The 25,954-nt window shown below is 35.3% G+C and carries 25 protein-coding genes and 1 tRNA gene; 21 read left to right on the plus strand and 5 right to left on the minus strand.

Annotated elements, in window-relative coordinates:
• Positions 1–97: 97 nt before the first annotated feature.
• A complete protein-coding gene (locus C1T31_RS03650; protein WP_103051311.1) occupies positions 98–2,239 on the plus strand; it encodes a carboxy terminal-processing peptidase in 2,142 nt (713 codons plus the stop codon).
• Between the two features lie 7 nt (positions 2,240–2,246).
• Complete coding sequence (locus C1T31_RS03655) at positions 2,247–3,341, plus strand: ABC transporter permease (protein WP_103051086.1); 1,095 nt, start codon at positions 2,247–2,249, stop codon at positions 3,339–3,341.
• A gap of 1 nt (position 3,342) precedes the next feature.
• On the opposite strand, the gene C1T31_RS03660 is transcribed toward C1T31_RS03655, so the two are convergent.
• The 3 genes from C1T31_RS03660 to C1T31_RS03670 are packed head-to-tail and all read right to left on the minus strand — an operon-like array spanning position 3,343 to position 5,394.
• Complete coding sequence (locus tag C1T31_RS03660) at positions 3,343–4,014, minus strand: hypothetical protein (protein WP_103051087.1); 672 nt, start codon at positions 4,012–4,014, stop codon at positions 3,343–3,345.
• The gene (yihA, locus tag C1T31_RS03665; RefSeq protein WP_103051088.1) at positions 4,011–4,613 is read right to left on the minus strand and encodes a ribosome biogenesis GTP-binding protein YihA/YsxC; all 603 of its coding nucleotides are present in this window, start codon (positions 4,611–4,613) and stop codon (positions 4,011–4,013) included. The genes C1T31_RS03660 and yihA overlap by 4 nt, the downstream gene beginning before the upstream one ends.
• 16 nt (positions 4,614–4,629) lie before the next feature.
• Entirely contained in the window at positions 4,630–5,394 is a 765-nt protein-coding gene (locus tag C1T31_RS03670; protein ID WP_103051089.1) for an alpha/beta fold hydrolase, read from the minus strand.
• A gap of 295 nt (positions 5,395–5,689) precedes the next feature.
• Between C1T31_RS03670 and mraZ the strand changes: the two genes are divergently transcribed.
• The 18 genes from mraZ to C1T31_RS03760 all read left to right on the plus strand — a co-directional run bounded on the left by mraZ (position 5,690) and on the right by C1T31_RS03760 (position 23,633).
• Positions 5,690–6,160: a division/cell wall cluster transcriptional repressor MraZ gene (gene mraZ / locus C1T31_RS03675; RefSeq protein WP_103051090.1), complete on the plus strand. Its 471-nt coding sequence runs from the start codon at positions 5,690–5,692 to the stop codon at positions 6,158–6,160.
• Entirely contained in the window at positions 6,147–7,043 is an 897-nt protein-coding gene (gene rsmH, locus C1T31_RS03680; RefSeq protein WP_103051312.1) for a 16S rRNA (cytosine(1402)-N(4))-methyltransferase RsmH, read from the plus strand. Before mraZ ends, rsmH begins: the two co-directional genes overlap by 14 nt.
• A complete protein-coding gene (locus C1T31_RS03685; RefSeq protein WP_103051091.1) occupies positions 7,043–7,360 on the plus strand; it encodes an FtsL-like putative cell division protein in 318 nt (105 codons plus the stop codon). The genes rsmH and C1T31_RS03685 overlap by 1 nt, the downstream gene beginning before the upstream one ends.
• 61 nt (positions 7,361–7,421) lie before the next feature.
• Positions 7,422–9,374 carry a penicillin-binding protein gene (locus C1T31_RS03690; protein WP_103051092.1) on the plus strand — a complete coding sequence of 651 codons (1,953 nt, stop codon included), beginning with the start codon at positions 7,422–7,424 and terminating at the stop codon, positions 9,372–9,374.
• Entirely contained in the window at positions 9,371–10,834 is a 1,464-nt protein-coding gene (locus C1T31_RS03695) for a UDP-N-acetylmuramoyl-L-alanyl-D-glutamate--2,6-diaminopimelate ligase (RefSeq protein WP_103051093.1), read from the plus strand. Before C1T31_RS03690 ends, C1T31_RS03695 begins: the two co-directional genes overlap by 4 nt.
• A 7-nt stretch (positions 10,835–10,841) precedes the next feature.
• Positions 10,842–12,083 carry a phospho-N-acetylmuramoyl-pentapeptide-transferase gene (gene mraY, locus C1T31_RS03700; protein WP_103051094.1) on the plus strand — a complete coding sequence of 414 codons (1,242 nt, stop codon included), beginning with the start codon at positions 10,842–10,844 and terminating at the stop codon, positions 12,081–12,083.
• Between the two features lies 1 nt (position 12,084).
• Positions 12,085–13,416, plus strand: coding sequence for a UDP-N-acetylmuramoyl-L-alanine--D-glutamate ligase (murD, locus tag C1T31_RS03705; protein WP_103051095.1), 1,332 nt, complete (start codon positions 12,085–12,087; stop codon positions 13,414–13,416).
• 7 nt (positions 13,417–13,423) lie between these two features.
• Entirely contained in the window at positions 13,424–14,617 is a 1,194-nt protein-coding gene (locus C1T31_RS03710; protein ID WP_103051096.1) for an FtsW/RodA/SpoVE family cell cycle protein, read from the plus strand.
• A complete protein-coding gene (gene murG, locus C1T31_RS03715; protein ID WP_103051097.1) occupies positions 14,617–15,717 on the plus strand; it encodes an undecaprenyldiphospho-muramoylpentapeptide beta-N-acetylglucosaminyltransferase in 1,101 nt (366 codons plus the stop codon). Before C1T31_RS03710 ends, murG begins: the two co-directional genes overlap by 1 nt.
• A complete protein-coding gene (murC, locus tag C1T31_RS03720) occupies positions 15,714–17,066 on the plus strand; it encodes a UDP-N-acetylmuramate--L-alanine ligase (protein ID WP_103051098.1) in 1,353 nt (450 codons plus the stop codon). Before murG ends, murC begins: the two co-directional genes overlap by 4 nt.
• 16 nt (positions 17,067–17,082) lie before the next feature.
• Positions 17,083–17,775 (plus strand): cell division protein FtsQ/DivIB, encoded by a 693-nt coding sequence (locus C1T31_RS03725; RefSeq protein ID WP_243398891.1) that lies wholly within the window; start codon positions 17,083–17,085, stop codon positions 17,773–17,775.
• Between the two features lie 3 nt (positions 17,776–17,778).
• Positions 17,779–19,101, plus strand: coding sequence for a cell division protein FtsA (gene ftsA / locus C1T31_RS03730; RefSeq protein WP_103051100.1), 1,323 nt, complete (start codon positions 17,779–17,781; stop codon positions 19,099–19,101).
• A gap of 45 nt (positions 19,102–19,146) precedes the next feature.
• On the plus strand, positions 19,147–21,108 hold the full coding sequence (gene ftsZ / locus C1T31_RS03735) for a cell division protein FtsZ (protein ID WP_103051101.1): 1,962 nt from the start codon (positions 19,147–19,149) through the stop codon (positions 21,106–21,108).
• Between the two features lie 101 nt (positions 21,109–21,209).
• Positions 21,210–21,662, plus strand: a complete 453-nt coding sequence (locus tag C1T31_RS03740; protein WP_103051102.1) for a GatB/YqeY domain-containing protein — start codon at positions 21,210–21,212, stop codon at positions 21,660–21,662.
• 68 nt (positions 21,663–21,730) lie between these two features.
• A complete protein-coding gene (locus tag C1T31_RS03745; protein WP_103051103.1) occupies positions 21,731–21,982 on the plus strand; it encodes a GIY-YIG nuclease family protein in 252 nt (83 codons plus the stop codon).
• Position 21,983: 1 nt separating this feature from the next.
• A tRNA-Arg gene (locus C1T31_RS03750) sits at positions 21,984–22,057 on the plus strand.
• 353 nt (positions 22,058–22,410) lie between these two features.
• Positions 22,411–23,136, plus strand: coding sequence for a zinc-dependent peptidase (locus C1T31_RS03755; protein ID WP_243398892.1), 726 nt, complete (start codon positions 22,411–22,413; stop codon positions 23,134–23,136).
• Between the two features lie 77 nt (positions 23,137–23,213).
• The gene (locus tag C1T31_RS03760) at positions 23,214–23,633 is read left to right on the plus strand and encodes a CBS domain-containing protein (RefSeq protein ID WP_103051314.1); all 420 of its coding nucleotides are present in this window, start codon (positions 23,214–23,216) and stop codon (positions 23,631–23,633) included.
• 28 nt (positions 23,634–23,661) lie between these two features.
• On the opposite strand, the gene rpe is transcribed toward C1T31_RS03760, so the two are convergent.
• A complete protein-coding gene (rpe, locus tag C1T31_RS03765; protein ID WP_103051104.1) occupies positions 23,662–24,324 on the minus strand; it encodes a ribulose-phosphate 3-epimerase in 663 nt (220 codons plus the stop codon).
• Between the two features lie 142 nt (positions 24,325–24,466).
• Complete coding sequence (locus C1T31_RS03770) at positions 24,467–25,330, minus strand: sigma-70 family RNA polymerase sigma factor (RefSeq protein WP_036121481.1); 864 nt, start codon at positions 25,328–25,330, stop codon at positions 24,467–24,469.
• Between the two features lie 184 nt (positions 25,331–25,514).
• On the opposite strand from C1T31_RS03770, the gene C1T31_RS03775 reads away from it, so the two are divergent.
• The gene (locus C1T31_RS03775; protein WP_103051105.1) at positions 25,515–25,901 is read left to right on the plus strand and encodes a hypothetical protein; all 387 of its coding nucleotides are present in this window, start codon (positions 25,515–25,517) and stop codon (positions 25,899–25,901) included.
• Positions 25,902–25,954: the final 53 nt, after the last annotated feature.

A 25,954-nucleotide genomic window follows, 5' to 3' on the forward strand; every position in this document is an offset into this window, starting at 1 on the left:
TATTTAGTGTTTAACAAAAAATTAGTACCATTTGATTATATTGGCATAGTTTTTTCTTTAATTTAGTGAAAAATATATGATGTTTATTTTAAGAATTATGAAAAGGAATTATAATATTTTGATACTAATGCTTCTTCTGGCATTTGCATCATGCAGCTTTACCACGAAAACATTTAGTGACCCTAATAAAGATAAGCTTTTAATACAGGTTATAACCTACGTCTTGGAAAGAGGTCACTTTGACCCCAAGGACATGGACGATGCCTTTTCAGCGGAAGTATATTCTGACTATTTAGACCAGATAGATCCTTTGAAACAATATTTCTACCAGTCTGATATCAAGGAGTTTGAAAAATACAAAACAGAAATTGATGACCAATTAAAGGCTCTGGATATTTCATTTTTCAATTTAACTCATGATAGACTCATGCAACGTATTGAAGAAGCCAAAGTGATTTATCGAGAAGTGTTGGCTCAACCCTTTGATTACACCATTGATGAAACGTTCGATTCTGATTATGAATCTTTAGATTTTGTAAGCAACAAAAAAGAAATGAAAGAACGTTGGAGACAGCGTCTAAAATATACCAATTTGGCCAACTATGATGACTTGATTTATGCTCAGGAAAATGCGGAAAATAATGCTGAAAATGCGGAGCCAGTTGAACCAAAATCGTTGGATGAAATTGAAGCAGAGTCCAGAAAGGAAACCTTAAAAACAATCGATATTTATTATAACGATTACATTGATGACATGGAACGCAAAGATTGGTTTGTAGTTTACATCAATGCCATTACTCAAGAATTTGACCCACATACTACCTATTTTGCACCAGAGGATAAAGAAGTTTTTAATCAAGGTATTTCTGGTCAATTGGAAGGAATTGGTGCCAGACTTCAAAAACGTATGGATAATATCAAAATTGTTGAACTGATTTCTGGAGGTCCTGCCTGGAGAGGGAAAGAATTAGAGGTTGGAGATATAATTTTAAAAGTAAAGCAAGAAGATGAAGAAGCTCCAGTGAGTATTGTTGGTATGCGAATTGACGATGCTATTAAACTCATCAAAGGTCCAAAAGGAACAAATGTGTATTTAACCGTAAAAAAAGTTGATGGTACAATTGAAGAAATTAAGATTACCAGAGATATTGTAGAATTAGAGGAAACGCATGCTAAATCGTCTATTGTGACTAAAAACGAAAAGAAATTTGGCATTATTAATCTGCCTAAATTCTATGCCGATTTTGAACATTATGATAAGTTAAATGCCGCAGCAGATGTCAAATTAGAGATTGAACGGCTTAAAGATCAAGGTATGGAAGGATTGGTACTTGATTTAAGAGGCAATGGTGGTGGATCCTTGACAACAGTTGTTGAAATGGCTGGCTTGTTTATCGAACAAGGGCCAGTTGTTCAGGTACGTTCTACAGATGAGCCCAAAGAAGTATTAAAGGATACAGATAAATCCATTACTTGGGATGGGCCTTTAGTTATATTGGTTAATGAGTTTTCGGCATCAGCTTCAGAGATTTTAGCGGCTGCCATGCAGGATTACAAGCGTGCTATAATAATCGGAAGTAAGCAAACATATGGAAAAGGAACCGTACAATCATTTTTCGATTTAAATCGTATGATTCGTAACAATAAGGATGGTGATTTGGGAGCACTAAAAGTGACGCGACAAAAATACTACAGAATCAACGGTGGATCTGTGCAGTTAGAAGGTGTGAAAAGTGATGTAGTTGTTCCAGACCGATACAGTTTTATTGATATTGGTGAAAAGGATCAAGAAAATCCATTGAGTTGGGATGAAATTGACGCTGCTGAATTTTCATTTTGGGATGGGTATTTTGATTATGATACGACCATTAAAAAAAGTAATGAAAGAATGCGTAATAATCCACAACTGAAATTAATTGAAGAAAACGCAAAATGGGTGAAGGAACGTATGGATGAGAAGCAATACTCATTAAATTATGAAAAATACAAGGCTAAATTAGATTTGAATGAAGAAGAGGCTAAACAGTTTGATGAAATTTCAAATTATGAAACCAATTTGACATTTGAATCATTGCCCTATGAATTACGATTATTTGAGCAGGATACCGTTTTAAAAGATAAGCGTATTCGCTGGCACGAAAGTTTGAGTAAGGATGTATATGTTGAAGAAGCCTTACATGTTCTTGAGGATTTAAAAGCATCTTATACCATAAAGAAAGTGGCAACCATCAAGGACTAATGTTTTTATGAGTCAGCCAACAAGCTCATTAAGTAAACTAGCGCTCCAGAAATTCAAAAGAAATTTCTGGGGCGTTTTTAGTTTTGTGTTTATTGTAATCATTGGCTTGATTTCCATATTTGCCTACATTTTAGCCCCTGATAATTCACAGCACGCTAATCAGATGCACTTGGCAATACATTCTCAAAAGCCAGGATTCACAGTTGATATGCTTGTGATTCCTGAATCAAAAAAAAGTGAACAAGCTTTAATGAACAAGCTTTTTTTTGGTTATCAAAATTCTGATACTGAAATCCCCGTTGCAGAACATGTGCTGGAAAACAACCAATTAACCTACACGGAGTATGCCGCCGATAATTTGAAAGGGTTGACTAAAACCATCGATTTGAGTATTTATGCTGAAAATTCCACGAAACCGTTTGTTGAAGAACGAACATTTATGTTTGGAACGGATAAATACGGAAGAGACTTGTTGAGTAGGGTGCTGGTTGGTGCTAGAATTTCATTTTTTATAGGCTTTATTGCGGTATTTATATCACTGGTTGTAGGTATCCTAATGGGGAGTTTGGCTGGTTACTTTGGCGGTAAGGTTGATGCTGTTATAATGTGGATTATTAATGTATCATGGTCTATACCAACCTTACTTTTAGTCATTGCTATTACGCTGGCTTTGGGTAAGGGCTTTTGGCAAGTATTTATTGCCGTTGGATTGACTATGTGGGTTGAAGTGGCTAGAGTAGTGAGAGGGCAGGTTATTAGTGTTAAGGAAATGCAATATGTTACGGCTGCCAGAGCTTTGGGTTTCAATGATTACAGAATTATAACCAAACACATCCTCCCAAATATTATGGCACCTGTCATTGTTATCTCGGCAGCTAATTTTGCTGCTGCTATTTTAATTGAAAGCGGTTTGAGTTTCCTGGGTATTGGTGCACAGCCACCTATGTCAAGTTGGGGAGCAATGATAAAAGATCATTATAATTATATTATTCTTGGTAAGCCCTATCTGGCGTTAATACCCGGATTTTGTATTATGAGCTTGGTTATGGCGTTTATGCTTATGGGTAATGCTCTACGAGATGCTCTGGATGTGAGAAGTTAATTTAATCCTTTGTCTCAAAAAACAAGTTCCAATTTTCAGGCAATAAGTGTTGAGCCATCCAATCAGCACGGTATTCACCATTTCTGATTAATGTCTGACCATTTGGTTTTATAAGAGCTCTAGATCCACACATCGTAGGATTTGTAAATATTCTTTCTCTAAAAAAATTATTTTTATCAATAAAAAAATACTCCCCTTTTTTATTTGGATTATTATGTAGTGTCATATTTCTCTCATATAAAACAAGGTATATAATATTTTCTTTTTCGAGTTTTTTTCTAATGGGATTAGTAAAATCTTTTCTTTCTGAAATTTCAATTTTACTCCAATTATTATCCCAACGTGAAGTGCAGAGATCGTCGGTGTAATAATATTCCAATAGAATAGTTTTATTCTCTTGAATTTGCCTATTAATTATCTTTTCAACTTGCTCTTTAGCTTCTTGATAGGCAAAAAAGGTAATCATGTAAAGGTCTTTTTTTAGAGTAGCATATCGCTTATTGTCTTTGCCAATTGAGTCCCATCTACTCAAGAGCAACTCACTATCAAGCCATTTTTTTCTGAATTTAGTCTCATTGACCTTATTGCCTTTTTCATCAAGATGTATTATTTCTTGCCCAAAAGCTGAATCAATACCAAAAGATATAAAAACTATAAATGGTAATATTTTCATATTTTGAAATTATTATTTACGGAATCAATGTAATCCAAAACATCATCCTTACCAATGGATTTTGAAGATGATGTCACGAAATAATTTGGCATGTCTTCCCAAGTTTCCAGTAGTTTGGTTTTGTAATTTTCTACATGACGGGTTATGGCATTTGGTTTTAATTTGTCGGCTTTTGTGAAAATTATGGAGAATGGGATGCCATTTTCGCCTAACCATTGCATAAATTCTAAATCTATGGGTTGCGCATCATGTCTAATATCTACCAAAACAAAGGCAGATACCAATTGCTCTCTTAAACTAAAATATTGTGTTATAAATTTTTGAAATGTTTTTTTGGCACTTTTGGATACGCGCGCATAGCCATAACCAGGTAAGTCTACTAAATACCAGTTTTTATTGATTAAAAAATGATTAATTAGTTGCGTCTTTCCGGGTCTTCCAGATGTTTTGGCCAAACTTTTTCTATTGGTCAGCATATTGATTAATGATGATTTGCCAACATTACTCCTGCCAATAAAGGCATATTCTGGCAGTAAATTTTTTGGGCATTTCATCACATCAGAATTACTCATTATAAATTCTGCCGATTTAATTTCCATGACTAATAAATTGGGTTTAGAAATTTCTTTTGGTTAACCAGGAATCAAGAATTTCATTGAATTCATCAGGATGTTCCATCATGGCCGCATGCCCACATTTGTCTATCCAGAACAATTCAGAATCTGGCAAAAGTTCATCGAATTCTTCAGCAACTTCTGGTGGTGTTACGGTATCATTCTTGCCCCAAATGATACATGTAGGTGTTTGCATATTGGGTAGGTCTTTAGCCATATTATGCCTGATGGCACTTTTAGCAATAGCCAAGGTCTTTATAAGTTTATTTCTGTCATTGACAGTTTCAAAAACTTCGTCAACTATCTCTTTGGTGGCCACTGCAGGATCATAAAACACATCTTGAGCTTTCTTTTTTATAACCTCATAATCACTTCGCTTCGTATAGCCACCACCCATGGCACTTTCGTATAATCCAGAACTACCAGTTATTATAAGGGCTTTGACTTTTTGCGGGTATAGCTTGGTATGATATAGACCAATATGCCCACCCAAAGAATTGCCTAATAAAATAACTTCCTGAAAGCCTTTGAATTCAATAAAATCATGAAGGTATTTCGCAAAGCTTTTTACATTGGTTTTCAAAAGTGACATGCTGTAAATAGGTAATTCTGGTATTATGACACGATACCCTTTTTTACTAAAATAATTGGTGACAGAATCAAAATTGCTTAAACCACCCATAAGGCCGTGAAGAACAATAATTGGAGTCCCTTCGCCAACTTCAATATAACTGTAACTTTTTTCTTTTTTTAATCTGTGCGCCATTATTTGGTTTAGCTGTTCTTTAAGGCAAATATAGTCAATTCATTCACAATATATGGATAAATATTAGCGCCTGGCAAAAGCCAATTCTTTAAAATATTAACATTGATATTGGGACTATGGAGATCTTATGTTAACTCTCTGAAATTAAGCTTTTAAGATGTTTTTGACAAAATTTCAAATCGCAAAAAATATGCTGTTAATCGAAAAATTATCAACAAAGTGGTAAAATGTGGTAAAATGTGGTATAATTTTCAATATATTTGAAACTTAATCCCTAGAATTAGAAAATAGCGGTTTGAACTCATTAATAGGAACATACGAATGCAAGGTGGACTCAAAAGGTCGATTGATGTTGCCTGCTGCTTTAAAAAAGCAGTTGTCACCCGTGCTTCAAAATGGGTTTGTTCTCAAACGAGCAGTATTTCAACCGTGTTTAGAGTTGTACCCTATGACGGAATGGGAATCTCTCATGCAAAAAGTTAATAAACTCAACCGTTTTAAGAAAAAGAACAATGATTTCATCCGTCGATTTACTGCTGGAGTGAAAATGATTGAAGTTGATTCTACAGGGCGATTATTGATTCCAAAAGATTTGGTGGTGTTTGCAAATATTTCGAAAGAAATAGTGGTGTCTTCAGCCATTAACATTGTTGAGATTTGGGATAAAACAAAATATGAACAGGCTATTGATGATGCTACAGGCGATTTTGCTGATTTAGCTGAAGAAGTAATGGGACAAGATGACGATGACCATGGAATATCATAATCCCGTTTTACTCAAGGAAACAGTTGATGGCTTAAATATAGTTGAAGATGGGGTTTATGTTGATGTCACTTTTGGTGGCGGCGGACATAGTCGGGAGATCTTAAAAAGATTGGGAAAAAATGGCAGACTATATGCATTTGACCAAGACCCAGACGCTCTTTTAAATACAATTGATGATGATCGTTTTACGCTTATTCATGAAAACTTCAGATACCTGAAACGGTTTTTAAGGTTTTATGGTGTCAAAGAAGTGCATGGGATTTTGGCTGATTTTGGTGTGTCCTCACATCAGTTTGATGTAGCAGAACGCGGTTTTTCAACCCGATTTGAAGCCGATTTGGACATGCGAATGAATCAAAATGATGCGCTTTCAGCTTTTCATGTTGTTAATGAATATGATGAAGATCAATTGAGGCAGTTGTTGTGGCAATATGGTGAATTGCGTCAAGCACCAGCTATGGCAAGGGTGATTGTTGAAAATAGGAATACTGGTTTCATAAAAACCAGTGATCAGCTAAAAGAGGTTTTGAAGCCATTTTTGAATCATAAAAAAGAAAATAAAGTGTTAGCTCAAATTTTTCAGGCCATACGAATAGAGGTGAATCAAGAAATTGATGTTTTAAAAGAATTCTTGATACAAACACCAGAGGTTCTTAAAAAAGGTGGGCGATTAAGTGTGATTTCATATCACTCGCTAGAAGACCGACTGGTAAAACGATTTATTAGAAATGGACTATTTGAAGGAGAGCCAGAAAGGGATGTGTATGGAAATTATGAGGTGCCATTCAAAAAAGTAGGTGGGTTAATTGTTCCAACATCTGAAGAAATTAAAAATAACAACCGTGCACGAAGTGCCAAATTAAGAATAGCTGAAAAGTTATAATGAAAAAGGGATTATATAGCATTTTAAAAGGAACATTTTTAGTCAGTGATGACGCTTTTAAAAATTGGAGAATGATCTTGTTTTTGTCGGCGCTGGCTATAATCATGATTGCAAGTTCGCATAGCGCAGATAAAAAAGTACATGAAATTGCACGTTTAAATAATGAGGCTAAAGAAATGCGATCAGCTTTTGTTGATGGTCGTAAAAAGCTCATGGAATTAAAAAAGGAGACAGTTGTGGAAAGGAAGATGAAGGAAATGGGATTAGCTATATCAGAAATACCGCCCACAAAAATTAAAGTTAAATCACAAAATTGAGTTCAACTTGGCAGTAAACGAGAAGAACATATTGAACCGATTGTATTTTATAGCAGGATGTATGTTCATCTTCGCCTTAGCTGTAATCTTTAAACTGTTAAGTATTCAATTTTTACAGGGTGATAAATATCGCAGTTTAGCCGAAGAGCGAACTATAAAAAATGTGGTTATTCCTGCCAATCGTGGTAATGTATATTCTGCCAATGGAAATCTTTTGGCTACTTCAATTCCAAAATACGATATCCGGATTGATGCCATGACACCATCTTCGACAACTTTTGAAAAATATTTAAAACCACTTTGTGATTCACTATCAGCTTTTTCAGGTAAACCTTCGTCTTATTATGAACGATCGATTCGAAAAGCACGAGCCAATAAAAATAGATACCTGTTATTGAGTCGAAACATTGGTTATTCAGAATATATCCGAGTTAGAAACTTTCCATTATTAAATCAAGGAGCCTTTAAAGGCGGATTAATTGTAGAGCAAAATACTAAACGAGAGCACCCAATGGGTGGAATTGCACAGCGTTCCATTGGGTATGAACGATCAGATGAAGATGGCAATGTCACTAGAGCAGGATTGGATGGTGCTTTTGGGACTAAATATTTGAGAGGGAAAGATGGCCACCGATTAAAACAAAGAATCGGAAAAGGGCAATGGAAACCCATAGCTGATTACAACCAAGTTGAACCAAAAGATGGCTATGATATTTATACAACAATTAGTGTCAACATTCAGGATATTGCCCATCATGCCTTGTTGCAACAATTGGAATATTATGAAGCGGAACATGGTTGTGTTGTAGTTATGGAAGTTGCAACTGGTGAGGTAAGAGCTATTTCTAATCTGGGAAGAACCGAGAAGGGAACCTATTATGAAAAATTGAATTATGCTGTTGGGGAATCTCATGAGCCAGGATCTACTTTCAAGGTGATGTCGTTGATGGCAGCATTGGAAGATAAAGTTATTGATACGTCAACAATTGTGGACACAAAAAGAGGGCGTAAAATGTTTTATGGTCGATATCTAACTGATTCTCACCGCGGTGGTTACGGTAAAATATCCGCGGCTCGAGCATTAGAGGTCTCTTCAAATATTGGTTTAGCTACAATTATTGATGATAACTATGCCAATTCACCTGAAAAATTTCTAAATAGATTAAAAAGTTGGAAGTTGGATCAGCCTCTGGGATTGCCAATTATCGGAGAGGGCATGCCAGTAATTTATGCACCTGGACATAAAAATTGGAGTAAAAACGCATTGCCTTCGATGTCCTATGGTTATAATTTAGAGTTGACACCGTTGCAAACTTTAACCTTTTACAATGCCATTGCCAACAATGGTGTCATGGTAAAACCACGATTTATCAGAGAGGTCAAGGAGTTGGATAGGCAAATTGAAAGTTTTGATCGGGAGATTATGAACAATAAAATTTGTTCAGATAAAACACTCAAAGAAATTCAAGCTATTCTTAAAAATGTTGTGGTGAGAGGTACAGGTAAGTCTTTGTATTCCCCTTATTTTTCAATCGCAGGTAAAACAGGAACGGCGAAAACCGAATATTGGATGCCTGATTGGGAAAAGAATAGACGATATGTGTCGTCTTTTGCGGGTTATTTTCCAGCCGAGAACCCAAAATATTCCTGTATAGTTGTTATTCATAAGCCTAGTGTTGTAAAAGGTTATTACGGAGCTGATGTAACAGGACCTGTATTCAAAAGAATTGCTCAAAAAATATTTACGGATACGCCTTTGATTGATGAGGTGGAATCCTTGGAAATCCAACATGCTGCTATTGATAAGGAGTATGAACGCTATTATGATATTTCTGAAAAGCATAAAACGATCATGCCTAATGTTGTTGGATTGCCAACCATGGATGCCGTTGCCATACTTGAAAATATGGGTCTTAAGGTCAGAACTCAAGGTGTTGGTGAAGTAAAATCACAGTCTATAACTAAAGGCGATAAAATTAAACGGAATCAAACAGTAATAATAAACGCATCATGATGACTTTAAAAGATATTTTATACAAAGTTACTTTGAATGCTGTTGCTGGTTCAACAAATGTTCCGGTCAATAAAATTGAGTTTGATTCCAGGAAAGTATCAAAAAACGATGTCTTTGTGGCCATTGTAGGGACCCAGTCAAACGGACACGATTTTATTGAAAAGGCTTTGTCTAATGGTTGTACCGCAGTTATCTGTGAAAAACTACCAATAAAATTAGAACCAGAAGTAACTTATGTGGAGGTCGAAAACTCTTCAAGTGCTTTGGCAATTATGGCGTCAAATTATTACGGTACGCCTTCTGATAATTTACGATTGGTAGGTGTCACGGGAACTAATGGCAAAACAACAATTGCTACGCTCCTGTATCAGTTATTCAAAAGAGCAGGCTACAAAGTAGGGTTACTATCAACTGTAAGAATTATGGTTGATGATATTGAATACAAAGCAACACATACAACACCTGATTCATTGACAATTAATAAGTATTTAATGGAGATGAGCGAAGTTGGTGTTGAATATTGTTTTATGGAGGTTAGTTCTCATGGAATACATCAAAAACGAACCGAAGGGCTGAAGTTTGAAGGGGGTATTTTTACCAACCTTTCTCACGATCATTTAGATTATCATAAAAGTTTTGCCGAATACCGAGATGTTAAAAAGTCGTTTTTTGATGGGTTGTCTGAAAAAGCTTTTGCTTTGGTCAATATTGATGACAAGAATGGACTTGTCATGCTTCAAAATACCAAAGCCAGAAAATTCACCTATGCTCTTAAAAGTTATGGAGATTATAACGCTCAAATTCTTGAAAATCAATTTGGCGGACTACTGCTTAAAATAAATGACAGTGAAGTCTGGACAAGATTGATTGGAAACTTTAACGCTTATAATGTTCTTGCTATTTACGCAACAGCCGAATTACTTGGTCTGGAAAAAGTTGAGATTTTAAGGCTTATTAGTGAGTTAGAAAGTGTCTCAGGGCGCTTTCAGTATTTGATTTCTGATGATAAAATTACAGCTATTGTGGACTATGCTCATACACCAGATGCCTTAAAAAATGTCCTTGAAACTATTAACAGTATTCGTACAAAGAATGAAGAGCTTATAACAGTTGTTGGTTGTGGTGGAGATCGAGATAAAACGAAACGGCCTAAAATGGGGCATATCGCTTCTGCCTTGAGTACCAAGGTGATTTTCACCAGCGATAATCCAAGAAGTGAAAATCCTGAAACAATTATTAGTGAGATAGAAGCCGGTGTGGAACCTCAAAATTTCAAAAAAACCATTTCCATAACCGATAGAAAACAGGCTATTAAAACAGCCTGCCAAATGGCTAATAGTAATGATATTATCCTAATAGCTGGAAAAGGTCATGAAACCTATCAGGAAATAAGGGGAGAGCGATTTGATTTTGATGATTTTAAAATAGTGAAAGAATTTTTAAAGCAATTACAGAAATAAAGACCATATGTTGTATTACCTATTTGAATATCTAGAAAAACAGTACCAATTTCCTGGAGCATCATTATTTGGGTTTATAACCTTTAGAGCTGCTATGGCTATCATACTGTCGTTGCTGATATCGACCATTTTTGGGAAACGCATCATCAAGTTTCTAAGAAGACAACAAGTTGGTGAAACCATACGGGATTTAGGTCTAGAAGGGCAAGTTGAAAAAGCAGGAACCCCAACAATGGGAGGAATCATTATCATTTTAGCAACGCTTATCCCTGTTTTGTTATTGGCAAAACTTGAAAATATTTATGTCATCCTATTAATAGTCACAACTGTTTGGATGGGAACCATTGGCTTTATTGACGATTACATTAAAAAGTTTAAAAATGATAAGGAAGGCTTGAAAGGGAGGTTTAAGGTATTAGGTCAGGTTGGTCTAGGAATCATTGTTGGAGCAACACTATTCTTTAGTAATGATGTAACTATTAAAGAAGAACTGCCTATTGAGGAACAAAGAGTTTTGCTTGCTGAAAATCCAGATTTACCGGCTGCTAAATTGTTTGATGTAGAAGAAAAATCTACAAAAACCACTATCCCTTTTGTTAAAAATAATGAGTTTGATTACTCCGACTTAATCACTTGGATTAGCCCAAATTTAAAGCAATATGCTTGGGTTATTTTCATTTTGGTGAGCATTTTTATTATAACCGCTGTTTCAAACGGCGCCAACTTGACTGACGGTATAGATGGACTTGCTGCTGGTACATCGGCCATTATCGTATTGACTTTAGGAATATTTGCTTGGGTTTCAGGTAATATCATTTTCTCTCAATATTTGAACATCATGTATATACCTAGAGTTGAAGAAATTACCATTTACATAGCTGCATTTGTAGGAGCATTAATTGGGTTTTTATGGTATAACACCTATCCAGCTCAAGTTTTTATGGGAGATACAGGAAGTTTGACCATTGGCGGCATTATAGCAGTGATAGCTATAGCAGTCAGGAAGGAATGGTTGATACCTGTATTGTGCGGCATTTTTCTGGCCGAAAATTTATCGGTGGTCATGCAGGTCAGTTGGTTTAAATATACCAGAAAAAAATATGGTGAAGGAAGGCGCATTTTTAAAATGTCGCCACTACATCATCACTATCAAAAATCAGGATATCATGAAAGTAAAATTGTTACCAGATTCTGGATTGTCGGGATACTGTTAGCCATTATTTCTATTGTGACATTGAAAATTAGATAGCATGAAAAGGCTTGTGGTTTTAGGTGGAGGAGAAAGCGGTGTTGGAACTGCTTTATTAGGTAAGGCCAAAGGATATGAAGTTTTTGTTTCCGATAAGGGGAAAATTAAACCAAAATATCAAGACGTTCTTGAAAATAATGAGATTGATTGGGAAGACGAAAAGCATACGGAATCCAAAATTTTGAATGCAGATTTAGTAATGAAAAGCCCTGGTATTCCGCCAAAGGTGGATTTGGTCCAGAGATTAATAGCAGCCAACATTCCCGTGATTTCCGAAATAGAATTTGCATCAAAATATACCGATGCTACTATTGTGGGAATCACTGGGAGTAACGGCAAAACTACCACGGCATCATTGACCTATCATATTCTTAAGCAGCAACTGTCAGTAGGTTTAGGAGGTAATATAGGCACCAGTTTTGCAAAACAAGTTTTAGAAGATGATTTTGAGAATTACGTATTGGAAATCAGCAGTTTTCAATTGGATGATTGTAAGGATTTTAAACCACATATAGCGGTAATTACAAACATCACACCAGATCATTTAGATAGATACGATTATAAATTTGAAAACTACATAGCCTCCAAATTTAGGATTGCTATGAATCAAGATTCAAATGACTATCTAATTTATGATGGGGATGACCCTGTTATATCAAATTGGTTAGAGCTGCACCCAATTCAATCAACTTTATTGCCTTTTTCATTGGTTCAAACTTTTGAAAATGGTGCTTTTTTAGAAAATGAAAACATAAAAATAACAATTGATAACAACCAGATAATTATGCCAACAAAGGATTTAGCATTAGAAGGAAAACACAATATTAAAAATGCCATGGCAGCTTCTACAGTTGCTCACTTATTAAAAATTAGAAAACAGACTATTAGAGAGAGCTTGGAAAATTTTCACGGTGTGGAGCATCGGTTAGAACATGTATTGAAAATCAACAAAGTTCAGTATATCAATGACTCAAAAGCAACTAATGTCAATGCAACCTATTATGCTTTGGAAAGCATGGAAGCGCCAACTGTTTGGATTGTGGGTGGCCAAGATAAAGGTAACGACTACACTGAATTGTTTCCCTTTGTCAATGAAAAAGTAAAGGCCATTATCTGTTTGGGTGTTGATAATCAAAAATTACTTGAGAATTTTTCATCAATGGTTGATATTATTGTGGAAACACAATACATGAGTGAGGCAGTTAAAATAGCTTATAAAATTGCAAAATCAGGTGACAATGTTTTACTCTCACCAGCCTGTGCAAGTTTCGATTTGTTTGAAAACTATGAAGACCGAGGAAGACAGTTTAAAGATGCTGTAAGAAACCTATAGGATTTATATGCAAGCAGTATTTAAAAACATTAAAGGTGATCGGTTAATTTGGGCAATAGCGGCATTATTGGCTATTTTCTCGTTTTTGCCTGTTTATAGTGCTGCCAGTAATCTAGCTTACATTGGAGGTAACGGGAATACATTTACCTACTTCGTTAAGCACTTAATGCACTTGTTTTTAGGTTTTGCCATTATGTATGGGGTTCATAAAATACCCTATAGGTATTTTAAAGGGTTATCCATGATTATGATGCCAGTGGTGATCGTACTACTGGTTATAACCATGCTGCAAGGAACAACTATAGAAGGGGCAAATGCTAGTAGATGGATTCAAATACCTATTGTGAACATGTCTTTTCAAACATCGACTTTTGCATTTGTGGTTTTAATGGTTTATGTGGCAAGATATATGTCTAAAGTAAAGGATAAGGACATCACATTTAAAGAATCCATATTGCCGCTTTGGATTCCTGTTTTCTTGGTTTTGGTGCTGATTTTGCCTGCCAATTTCTCAACTGCTGCGATCATGTTTTTAATGGTGATTGTGCTAGTTTTCTTAGGAGGTTATCCGATTAAGTATTTAGGAATCATTATTGGTTCAGGAATTATTGGATTGGTGTTTTTTGTACTTATAGCAAAAGCATTTCCGGATGTTATGCCCAATAGAATTGACACATGGATGAGTCGAATTGAAAACTTCTCATCTGATGAAGTAACTGAAGCTGACTATCAAATCGAAAAAGCTAAAATAGCCATTGCTTCAGGAGGTGTCAGAGGCGTGGGTCCAGGTAAGAGTAAGCAGAAAAACTTTTTGCCGCAATCATCTTCTGATTTCATATTTGCAATTATAGTCGAAGAATACGGGTTGTTAGGAGGTTTTACATTAATGATTTTCTATTTGTGGCTTTTGTTTAGAATAGTTATTGCCTCTCAAAAATCAGATACCATATTTGGCAAGTTATTGGTATTGGGTGTTGGACTTCCTATAGTGTTTCAAGCATTGATAAACATGGCTGTTGCTGTGGAGCTGTTTCCTGTTACTGGTCAAACGTTACCGTTAATTAGTAGTGGTGGAACATCTATTTGGATGACGTGTTTAGCCATTGGAATCATATTGAGTGTCAGTGCCAAAAGAGAAGAGCTAAAAGAGCAGGAATTGGACAATGAAAATCCGTTAGAAATTTTATCTGAAACGATTTAATGAGTAACTACAAAATCATATTATCAGGAGGTGGAACAGGAGGTCACATCTATCCGGCTATTGCTATTGCCAATGAATTAAAATCCCGTCATCAAAATGCTGAATTTTTATTTGTTGGAGCCAAAGATCGTATGGAAATGGATAAAGTTCCTCAAGCAGGTTATGATATTGTTGGATTATGGATTTCAGGCATACAAAGAAAACTAACCCTTAAAAACTTGAGCTTTCCTTTTAAGCTGTTGAGTAGTTTATATAAGGCTAGAAAAGTTGTAAAACGATTTAAGCCTGACGTTGTTATTGGAACTGGAGGGTTTGCGAGTGGGCCTTTATTACAAGTGGCAACTTCAAAAGGGATTCCGTCATTAATTCAAGAACAAAATTCTTATCCTGGTATAACCAACAAGTTGCTGTCTAAAAAAGCCAATACCATTTGTGTGGCTTATGATGGTTTGGAACGCTTTTTTCCTAAGGATAAAATCATAAAAACTGGGAATCCTGTAAGGCAAGATCTGTTGGATATTGAAAATAAAAGGCAGGATGCATTTGCCTTATTCGGTTTAGAAAAAGAGAAGAGAACATTGCTGGTGTTAGGAGGAAGTTTAGGGTCTAGACGGATTAATGAATTGATTGAAAAGGAACTGGACTATTTGCTGACGCATAATATTCAGATTATTTGGCAGTGTGGTAAGCTATACTACGACCAGTATAAAATTTATGGTCATACCAAGCATATTCAGGTGCACGCTTTTATAAATGACATGGCATGCGCCTATGCAACTGCTGATATCATTATTTCAAGAGCAGGTGCCAGTTCGGTATCTGAATTATGTATCGTTGGTAAGCCAGTTATTTTTATTCCGTCTCCAAATGTAGCTGAAGATCATCAAGCCAAAAATGCTCAAGCGATTGTTGATGAAGATGCTGCAGTATTGATAAGAGAGGCAGATTTGGAAGTTGATTTTCAAAATAAGTTTACCCAATTAATGGTATCGCCTGAAAGACAGAAGCAATTAGGACAAAATATAAGAAAATTAGCCTTGGTTAATGCAACGAGTCAAATAGCTGATGAAGTTGATAAATTATTGAAAGTAAAAAAATGAATCTAGAAACCATTGATAATGTTTATTTTATTGGGATTGGAGGTATTGGCATGAGTGCTCTTGCTCGGTATTTTCATGCTAATAAAAAACAGGTTTCTGGATACGATAAAACCAAATCAGATATAACAGATTCATTGATAGGTTTGGGTATGTCCGTACATTTTGAGGATGCTGTAAATAATATTGAATCCACATTTTTAGATCCAAGTAAAACTTTAGTTGTCTATACACCTGCCATTCCAAAAAACCACGCGGAATTGGCGTATTTCAATGAAAATGGATTTAAGGTTATGAAACGTGCAGCAGTTTTAGGCCTCATTACTGAAAACACGCAATGTTTGGCAGTAGCAGGAACCCACGGAAAAACAACAACAACCAGTATTTTGGGGCACCTGCTAAATGCATGTGATGTTCCAGTTACGGCATTTTTAGGGGGTATCAGTGAAAATTACCAATCTAATTTAATTATCAATGGCACAGAAGTGACTGTTGTCGAAGCCGATGAATTCGATCGGTCATTTTTGACCCTCTCTCCTGATTTTGCTTGTATCACATCAATGGATGCTGATCATTTAGATATTTACGGTGATGCCGAAGAGTTACAAAAGTCTTTTAAAGAATTCGCAAATAAAATAAAACAAAATGGTAAACTATTTGTTAAGAGTGGATTGCCAATAAATGGAATTACCTATGGAATTGAAGACGATTCCGATTATTCCATTGTCAATTTAAAAATAGAAAATGGAGTTTATGTTTTTGATGTCAAAACACCAAAAACAACTCTTGAAAAATTCAAATTTAACCTACCTGGTAGACATAATCTGTCGAATGCATTAATAGCCTTGGCGATGGCTGCAGAGTTTGGTTGCCCTCACCAGCAGCTCGCCAAAGCTTTAGCATCTTATAAAGGGGTTAAAAGACGTTTTTCTTATCACATAAAAAATGATGATGTGGTGTACATTGATGATTATGCCCATCATCCCGAAGAAATTAATGCGGTACACCAAGCTGTAAGGGAAATGTATCCAACTAAAAAAGTTTTAGCTGTATTTCAACCGCATTTGTATAGTAGAACTCGGGATTTTGTTGAAGAATTTGCAGAGAGTCTTTCAAAGTTTGACGAAGTCATTTTATTGGATATTTATCCAGCAAGAGAACTGCCTATTCCGGGAGTGACTTCACAATGGTTGTTAGATAAAATTAAAAATTCCAATAAGCAATTAGTTAAAAAAGCAAATTTAATCTCTAAAATTAAAGAAAGTACAGCAAATGTCGTACTTACAATTGGAGCTGGAGATATTGGTGATGAAGTAAAACATATAAAACAAGCACTATTGCATGCGAGTTAATTGGAACTACATAAAAATGATTGTTATACTACTGTTGGTGGTAGTGTTGTATGCGTTTTCAAGTGCCAAAAATAGTAAACGAAAAGTATCGGAAACCGAGATAATTTTTAAAGGCGAGGAAAATCTTTTTATCACGCATGAGGCTGTTAGTAAATTGTTAATACAAAATCAAGCAGGTGTTAAGAATGTCCCTAAAGAAATTTTAGATTTGAATCAATTGGAGACTGCCCTAAATTTAAATCCAATGATTCGTTCAGCTGAAGTGTTTGTTGGGGTTAACGGCAAATTGACAGCTGAAATAGAACAAAAAAAACCTATCGCGCGAGTGCAAAACTCGTCGCCCTTTTATATAGACGACCAAGGAAGTTTTATGCCTTTGTCAACAAATTATACTGCTAGAGTACCAATTGTTGCGGGACATGTAGATAAAAATAACTTGCAGAATGTCTATAAAATGGCAAGAAAAGTTGAAGAGGATATTTTTTTAAAGAAACACGTGACAACAATTAATCAAGATTCTGATGGAAATATCTCGTTACGATTGAGACAATGCAATTTTGAGGTGTTTGTTGGTAGTTTAAAACAATTAGATAAAAAAATAAATAATCTAAAAGTGTTTTATAAAAAAGCAACCAAAGAAAATTTAATGGATAAATATAGTAGGATTAATCTACAATTTGATAGTCAAGTGATAGGCACTAAATCTTAAACTATGGAAGGAAATATTGCAATAGGATTAGATATTGGAACCACTAAAATAGTGGCCATGATAGGTCGAAAGAATGAGTATGGTAAAGTTGAGATTTTAGGTATTGGAAAATCAAAAAGTCTTGGTGTCCATAGAGGCGTTGTGAATAATATAACACAGACTATCCAATCTATTCAATTAGCGGTTCAGGAAGCCGAGTTGGCATCCGAGATGAAAATAGAAGATGTAACCGTTGGTATTGCTGGTCAACATATAAGAAGTTTACAACACAGTGATTATATCACACGCCCAAATTCTGATTTGGTTATTGATGAAGATGATATTGATAGGCTCATCAATCAAGTTCACAAATTGGTCATGTTACCAGGCGAAGAAATTATTCATGTGCTTCCTCAAGAATATAAAGTCGATGGTCAAGCAGAAATAAAAGAGCCTATAGGTATGTATGGCGGTCGATTGGAGGCTAACTTTCACGTTGTGGTTGGACAGGTATCATCCATTAGAAATATAGGTCGTTGTGTTCAAAGTGCTGGTTTGAATTTGGAAGGAATCACATTAGAGCCTTTGGCTTCTTCGAATGCAGTATTAAGTCAAGAAGAAAAAGAAGCTGGTGTTGCGCTAATCGATATTGGAGGCGGAACAACAGATTTGGCCATATTTAGAGATGGTATCATTCGTCATACGGCTGTTATTCCGTTTGGCGGTAATGTTATAACGGAAGATATCAAGGAAGGTTGTTCTATTATAGAAAAGCAAGCTGAACTATTAAAAATTAAGTTTGGATCAGCTTGGCCAGGAGAAAACAAAGAAAATGAAATTGTGTCTATACCTGGATTGAGAGGTAGAGAGCCCAAGGAAATAACTTTAAAGAACCTTTCTAAAATTATTCATGCTCGGGTAGTTGAAATTATTGAACAGGTTTATGTTGAAATTAAAAATTACGGGCACGAAGAACAAAAGAAAAAATTAATCGCTGGTATTGTTTTAACAGGAGGCGGAAGCCAACTTAAACATTTAAAACAGTTGGTTGAATATATTACCGGAATGGATACCCGAATTGGATTTCCAAATGAGCATTTGGCTGGTGATAGTGATGATGAAGTTACCAGTCCGTTATATGCCACGGCTGTAGGGTTGGTAATGGACGGATTGAAAAGACAAGAACGTAAGAAAGTGGAGGCAGCCTATGTAGAGGCCGTGAATGAACAAGAGTCCAACGAAAACGTAGAAAGCGAAGACGTCATTGAAGCCCCAAAACCAGAAAGACGATCATTTTTAGACAAATTAACTGATCGCGTAAAAGATTTTTTAGATAACGCAGAATAGTCAATAGACAATTAAAAAAAAATAAAAATTAAATAAACGTAATTCATGAGCAGCAACAAGGAATTCGAACCAAGTATTTCATTTGATTTACCAAAGAATCAATCAAATGTTATCAAAGTTATTGGAGTTGGTGGCGGTGGTAGTAATGCCATTAATCACATGTTCCAGCAAGGCATCAAAGGAGTTGATTTTGTTATCTGTAATACAGATGCACAAGCTCTTCAAAACAGTGGTGTGCCAAATAAGATTCAATTGGGTGTCAACCTGACGGAAGGACTGGGAGCAGGTGCTAACCCTGATGTTGGGGAAAAAGCCGCTGTAGAAAGTTTTGAAGACATTCAAGGAATGTTAGATACCAACACCAAAATGGTATTTATAACTGCAGGAATGGGTGGTGGTACTGGCACAGGTGCTGCACCTATCATTGCAAAAATGGCTAAAGATTTAGATATCCTTACGGTGGGAATTGTTACTATGCCATTTCAGTTTGAGGGTAAAATGCGTAACCAACAAGCTCAAATTGGTATCGAAAAACTTCGTGATGTTGTAGATTCTTTGGTTGTAATAAACAATAATAAACTTCGTGAGGTCTATGGAAACCTAGGCTTTAAAGCCGGATTCTCAAAAGCAGATGAGGTATTATCAACTGCTGCTAGAGGTATTGCTGAAGTCATTACGCATCACTATACTCAAAATATCGATTTACGTGATGCCAAAACGGTTTTAAGCAATAGTGGGACTGCCATTATGGGTTCTTCTACAGCTTCCGGTCAAGACCGTGCAAAAGAAGCTATTAGAAAGGCTTTGGATTCACCGTTATTGAATGATAATAAAATTACAGGTGCTAAAAACGTATTGCTGCTAATAGTATCTGGATCACAAGAAATTACTATTGATGAAATAGGTGAAATAAATGATCACATTCAAGATGAAGCAGGTCATGGAGCCAATATTATCATGGGTGTAGGTGAAGATGAGGCTTTAGAAGAATCTATTGCAGTAACTATTATTGCTACAGGATTTGATATGGATCAACAGGATGAAATATCCAATACAGAGGCTAAAAAGGTGATTCATGCTTTAGAGGATGATCAATCAATGGAACAGGACCTATCTAGAAAAATGCGCGAGCCTGCCATTATTACACCAAATATTGAGTTAGAAGAAAGGCAAGAGAATCCAGTAGTAAAGCATACTTTAGATTTAGATGAATTGGATGAAGTGGACGAGACTACATCTAAAACAAATCATATAGAAAATGATTTGATTGCCACAACCGATGAAATCAAAAATATTGATGTTGTTTATGATGAGTTTTTAACCGAGGTCCAAGAAGATGACTTCGTAATAACTGAAATGAATACCAAGATTGAGGTTGAAGATGTTGTTGATGAATCGGAAGAAGAACAACAAATCACATTGACATTTGATTTACCTATTAGTGAATCTGCTTCAATTGAAAATAAAGGTGATGATATGGTAGTCCACGAATTAGAGGAAAATATTAAAAAGCTTCCTGTAAAAGACTACATAGAGCTCATAACCGTTACGGAATCTAATGAAGAAGGTGAAGTGCGTTATGCACTTGACGACTATATTGAATTGGAGTCCAATATGAATCAAACCCAAGCAGAACCGCAGGTAAAAGAAAAAATTGAAATAGAGGATTCTGAAGTGGTATTTGAAAAAAAGGTGGTTGAATCAAAAGTCAAAGAAGAAGAAAAGCAGGAAGAAGAGTTTGATCCTATGAATAGTCCTATTTCAGAAATGCTTAAAGAACGAGCTGAAGAAAGACGTCGTAAGATGAAGGATTTCAATTATAAGTTTAACAACGCCAAGATTGATGATATCGAGAAGGTGCCTGCTTATAAAAGACAAGGGGTTGATTTAGATGATTCAAAACCGTCATCAGAATCAAACAGGTCTAGCACCAGTTTGAGTTTAGATGATAATGATGATATCCAATTGAGGAACAATAATTCGTTTTTGCACGACAACGTAGATTAATAGCAAATTAAGTTTAGTGTTTAAACTTCATTGAAAGCCCGAGAAACTTCTTAAGTAATTTTCGGGTTTTCTTTTTATCTTCGCAACAAATTTAAAGTAGTATGAGTTTACAGGATGATGTTATGACTGCCATGAAAGAGGCAATGAAAACTAAAAATCAAACAGCTTTAACAGCATTACGAGCAATTAAATCTGCAATTTTGTTAGCAAAAACAGAAACGGGAGCACAAACAGATTTAACCGAAGAACAAGAGCTTAAAATATTACAAAAGCAGGTTAAACAGCGTAAGGATAGTGCTGCCATTTTTATTGAACAAGGTAGAGAAGATTTAGCTGCACCGGAATTGGCTGAAGCTGAAGTAATAAGTCAGTTTTTACCGGAAGCATTGTCTGAAGAGGAGATAGAAGGTGTTGTGGTAGCTACAATTGATAGTATAGGTGCTGAAGGGATGAAAGATATGGGTAGAGTGATGGGTATTGTCAGCAAAGAGCTGGCAGGTCAAGCCGATGGAAAAACCATTTCAAATATTGTTAAAGCCAAACTTTCACAATAATAAAATAGGCTGCGTAGTTCAACTGGATACCTGCCTGCCGGCAGGCAGGGAATATCAGATTTCGGTTTATGGACAAGTATTTTAAATACGTATTGAGTAGTGAAGTTGATGGTAGATTGTACAAAGGGCATACAGATAATTTGGATAACCGAATAATAGAACATAATGTAGGAAAAACTAAATCCACTAAAGGTTACTTGCCATGGGAGCTGGTTTATTTCGAAACGTTTGAAACTAGAGAAGAATCTATAGAAAGAGAGAAATATTTTAAAACAGGTGTTGGTCGGCAATTCCTAAAACAAAAATTAAAAATAAAGTGAAGGCTGCGTAGTTCAATTGGATAGAATATCAGATTTCGGCTCTGAGGGTTGGGGGTTCGAATCCCTCCGCGGTCACTAATAATTGTCAAAATAAAAAATGCCAAGTTTACTTGAGCATTTTTTTTGTTTAGACAATATCCAAAAAGGGATGTCTTTTGGAAAATATATATTCAAAACACACTATTTTGATTTCATTTAAACTGTGTGGTAAACATTTCGGATAAATTCGTATATTTCATTCCCTCTTTTTTATTATTCCCTCATAATTTTAATAGCCACAGCAACGTTACTAGTTTATGTTATACCAAAACCTGTTGTTAATTCAAGATAACGCAATGATCAGTAAGGTCATTCTCGGGTCTTTATTTGCCATACTTTTTTACATGATGTTCCATTATGCATTTAAAATGTATGAAATGACCTATGTCATGAAGAAAAAAAAACCATTGTATAGGCATGGTTTGGGAATAATGAGAACCTTATCCAAAGACCAAAAGTCATTACTGAAAAATGAGTTTTCATTTTTCAACAAATTACATGATAAGGAACAGCGCTATTTTGAGCATCGAGTAGCCTCTTTTATTAAGGATAAAACATTTATAGGTAGAGAGGGTTTGGCTGTTACAGACCAAATGAAAGTGCTTATTTCAGCTACAGCAGTTATGCTTACTTTTGGGTTTAGGGATTTTTATATTGGGTTGGTTGGTAAAATATTTATTTATCCTGATGAATTTTTTTCCAATGTCAATGGTGCATATCATAAAGGAGAATTAAATCCCAAATTAGGAGCATTGGTGTTTTCTTGGAAGCATTTTTTAGAAGGTTATGATATTGAAAATGATAATTTAAATTTGGGAATTCATGAGTTTGCTCATGCCATTCATATCAACAGTATGAAGGAACGTGATGTGAGCTCTACTATTTTTTCTGATTCGTTTAGGGAGCTAACTGATTTATTATCTAATGAAAAATCTTTAAGAGAACGATTAATAGCATCACAGTATTTTCGTGAATATGCGTTTACGAACCAATATGAGTTTATAGCAGTAATTATTGAGACTTTTATTGAAACGCCTGTTGAATTCAGAAACCAATTCCCACATATTTATCATAAAACCAAGCAGATGCTTAATTTTAATTTTGCTGGATATTAAATGGTGTACATGACTTTTATCATACTTTTTGGTAGTTAAGATTCATAATTTTAAAGGTGAATTTAAAACTTCAAGTCATGAAAAAAAGAACACCAATTTCAGAAATAATGACTAAAAAAGTCATTACCCTAAATACTACAGATGATTTAGAAACCGCCGAGCGTTTGTTTAAAAAATACCATATCAGACATATACCTGTGGTTAGTGGTAACCACATTAAAGGCATGTTAAGCTATACTGATTTGTTGCGCATAAGTTTTGCTGATGCTATTGATGAAGATGAAGATACAGTGGACACTATAGTTTACAATATGTTTACGATTGAACAGGTTATGGCCAAAAATTTAATTAGTGTTTCTTCAAGTGCAACAATAAAAGAAGTCGCAGAAATATTATCTAAAAGAGAATTTCATGCGTTGCCAGTAGAAGATAATGGTGAGTTAGTTGGTATTGTAACGACTACAGATTTAATAAACTATCTTTTAGAACAATATTAAATAAAAGAGCTCCAACATGGAGCTTTTTTTATGAGTTAGCAAGTGTTTTTAATTGCTTAATTGTTTCTGTTGGATCAGGGTTTTTGAAAACATGACTTCCAGCGACGAATACATCTGCGCCAGCATCAACTAATTGTTTAATATTTTTATCAGTAACACCGCCATCAACTTCAATTCGAGTATCTAGACCGCGCTCATCAATCATTTTACGAAGTTTAGTTATCCTATGATAAGTTATGTCCTCAAATTTTTGACCGCCAAAACCTGGATTTATAGACATTAATAACACCATATAGCATTTTGGTAAAATATCTTCCAATACCGAAACAGGTGTTGTTAAATTTAAAACTACACCAGCCTTACACCCTGCATCTTCAATTTGGGTTAAAGTTCTATGTAAATGAATCGTTGATTCATAATGCACGGTAATAATATCGGCGCCTACTTTAGCAAACTCCTCAATATAGCGTTCAGGTTTTTCAATCATTAAATGCACATCCAAAGGTTTGGTTGCGTGTTTTTTAATGGCTTGAATAACTGGCATACCATAAGAAATATTGGGTACAAAATGGCCATCCATGACATCAATATGGAACCAGTCGGCTTCACTGTTATTAACCATTTCCGTATCACGTTGTAGATTGCCAAAATCGGCAGCTAGCATGGAGGGTGCTATTAATTTAGAACTCATTTTTAGTGTGTTGTTTGTTTGCGCAAAAATAGTGCAAAAAAGTGAACCCTCGGTAATCAGCCGAGGGTTCTTTCATCAATCAAAAAACGAACAGTTATGTTTTGTAACTGTTTGTTACGGTTATTTAGTCGTAATTAGCTTACTAACCTAAATATGTTTTCAATATTTTACTTCTAGACGTATGTTTTAATCTACGAATAGCTTTTTCTTTAATTTGTCTGACACGTTCGCGTGTTAAATCGAAGGTTTCACCAATTTCTTCCAAAGTCATTGGGTGTTGGTTTCCTAAACCAAAATATAAGCGAATAACATCAGCCTCACGAGGTGTTAATGTTTCTAGGGCACGTTCAATTTCTGTACGTAAAGATTCGTGCAATAATTCCTTGTCTGGATTAGGTGATTCACCAGAATTCAATACATCGTATAAGTTAGAATCTTCACCTTCAACCAAAGGCGCATCCATACTCACATGACGACCAGAATTCTTCATGGATTCTTTAACATCATTAATGGTCATATCCAATTCCTTGGCGATTTCTTCAGCACTTGGTGGACGCTCATGAGCCTGCTCTAAAAATGCAAAAGTCTTATTGATTTTGTTGATAGAACCAATTTTGTTCAATGGTAAACGTACAATTCGCGATTGTTCTGCCAGTGCCTGTAGAATAGATTGACGAATCCACCATACAGCATACGAAATGAATTTGAAACCACGTGTTTCATCAAAACGTTGCGCGGCTTTAATTAAGCCTAAATTACCTTCATTAATTAAGTCAGGTAAGGTTAAACCTTGGTTTTGGTATTGCTTTGCTACCGATACAACGAAACGTAAGTTAGCCTTTGTAAGCTTTTCTAGAGCTATTTGATCTCCAGCTTTGATACGCTGTGCTAATTCTACTTCTTCGTCTGCGGTAATTAAGTCAACTTTTCCAATTTCTTGAAGATATTTGTCTAACGAAGCAGTTTCCCTGTTGGTAACCTGCTTGGTAATTTTAAGTTGTCTCATGTAAAGAATTTAGTGTTTAAATTGTTTGGAACATAAGGGTTCCATATAGTTATACGTATAAACAGAAGATTTTGTTACAAAAAGATGAAAAAACTTTAAAGAATTTGCGATATTCAGCTGCCTTTGGTATTAATTTATTGAAATGTAGTATCTTGTCATTAGATTTAACCTTAAAAAATTTATCATGAAGAAACTACTTATTCTATTTTTTGCACTAGGTGTGATGCCTGTTATGGGGCAAAATATAACACCGTTAAATCAATCTGCTGGCAAATCGATGTTAGAAGTATTGGCAGATGATCAAGTACAGATTTTAACCTCTAGACTAAATTTAAACGAAAAGCAACAAGCACAAGTTTCTGCATTAGTTCTAAAAAGTCTGAAAAGTGCAAAATTTCAAAAGCTATTAGGGGTAAAAGGTGAAGGATCGCTTTCAAATGCTGATAGTATCGGAACCCAATCTGAAAAAATTCAAAACACCTTGCTTTTGGACAAAGATTTTCAAAAAGACATGAGTTCTGTTTTAGACGACAAACAAATGGAAACTATGAAAGACTATATGCCTAAATAGTATTAACAAATAGAAAATAAAAATCCCACCAAATTTGGTGGGATTTTTTTTAT

This window comes from Hanstruepera neustonica (assembly GCF_002895005.1).
Taxonomy (GTDB): Bacteria; Bacteroidota; Bacteroidia; order Flavobacteriales; family Flavobacteriaceae; genus Hanstruepera; species Hanstruepera neustonica.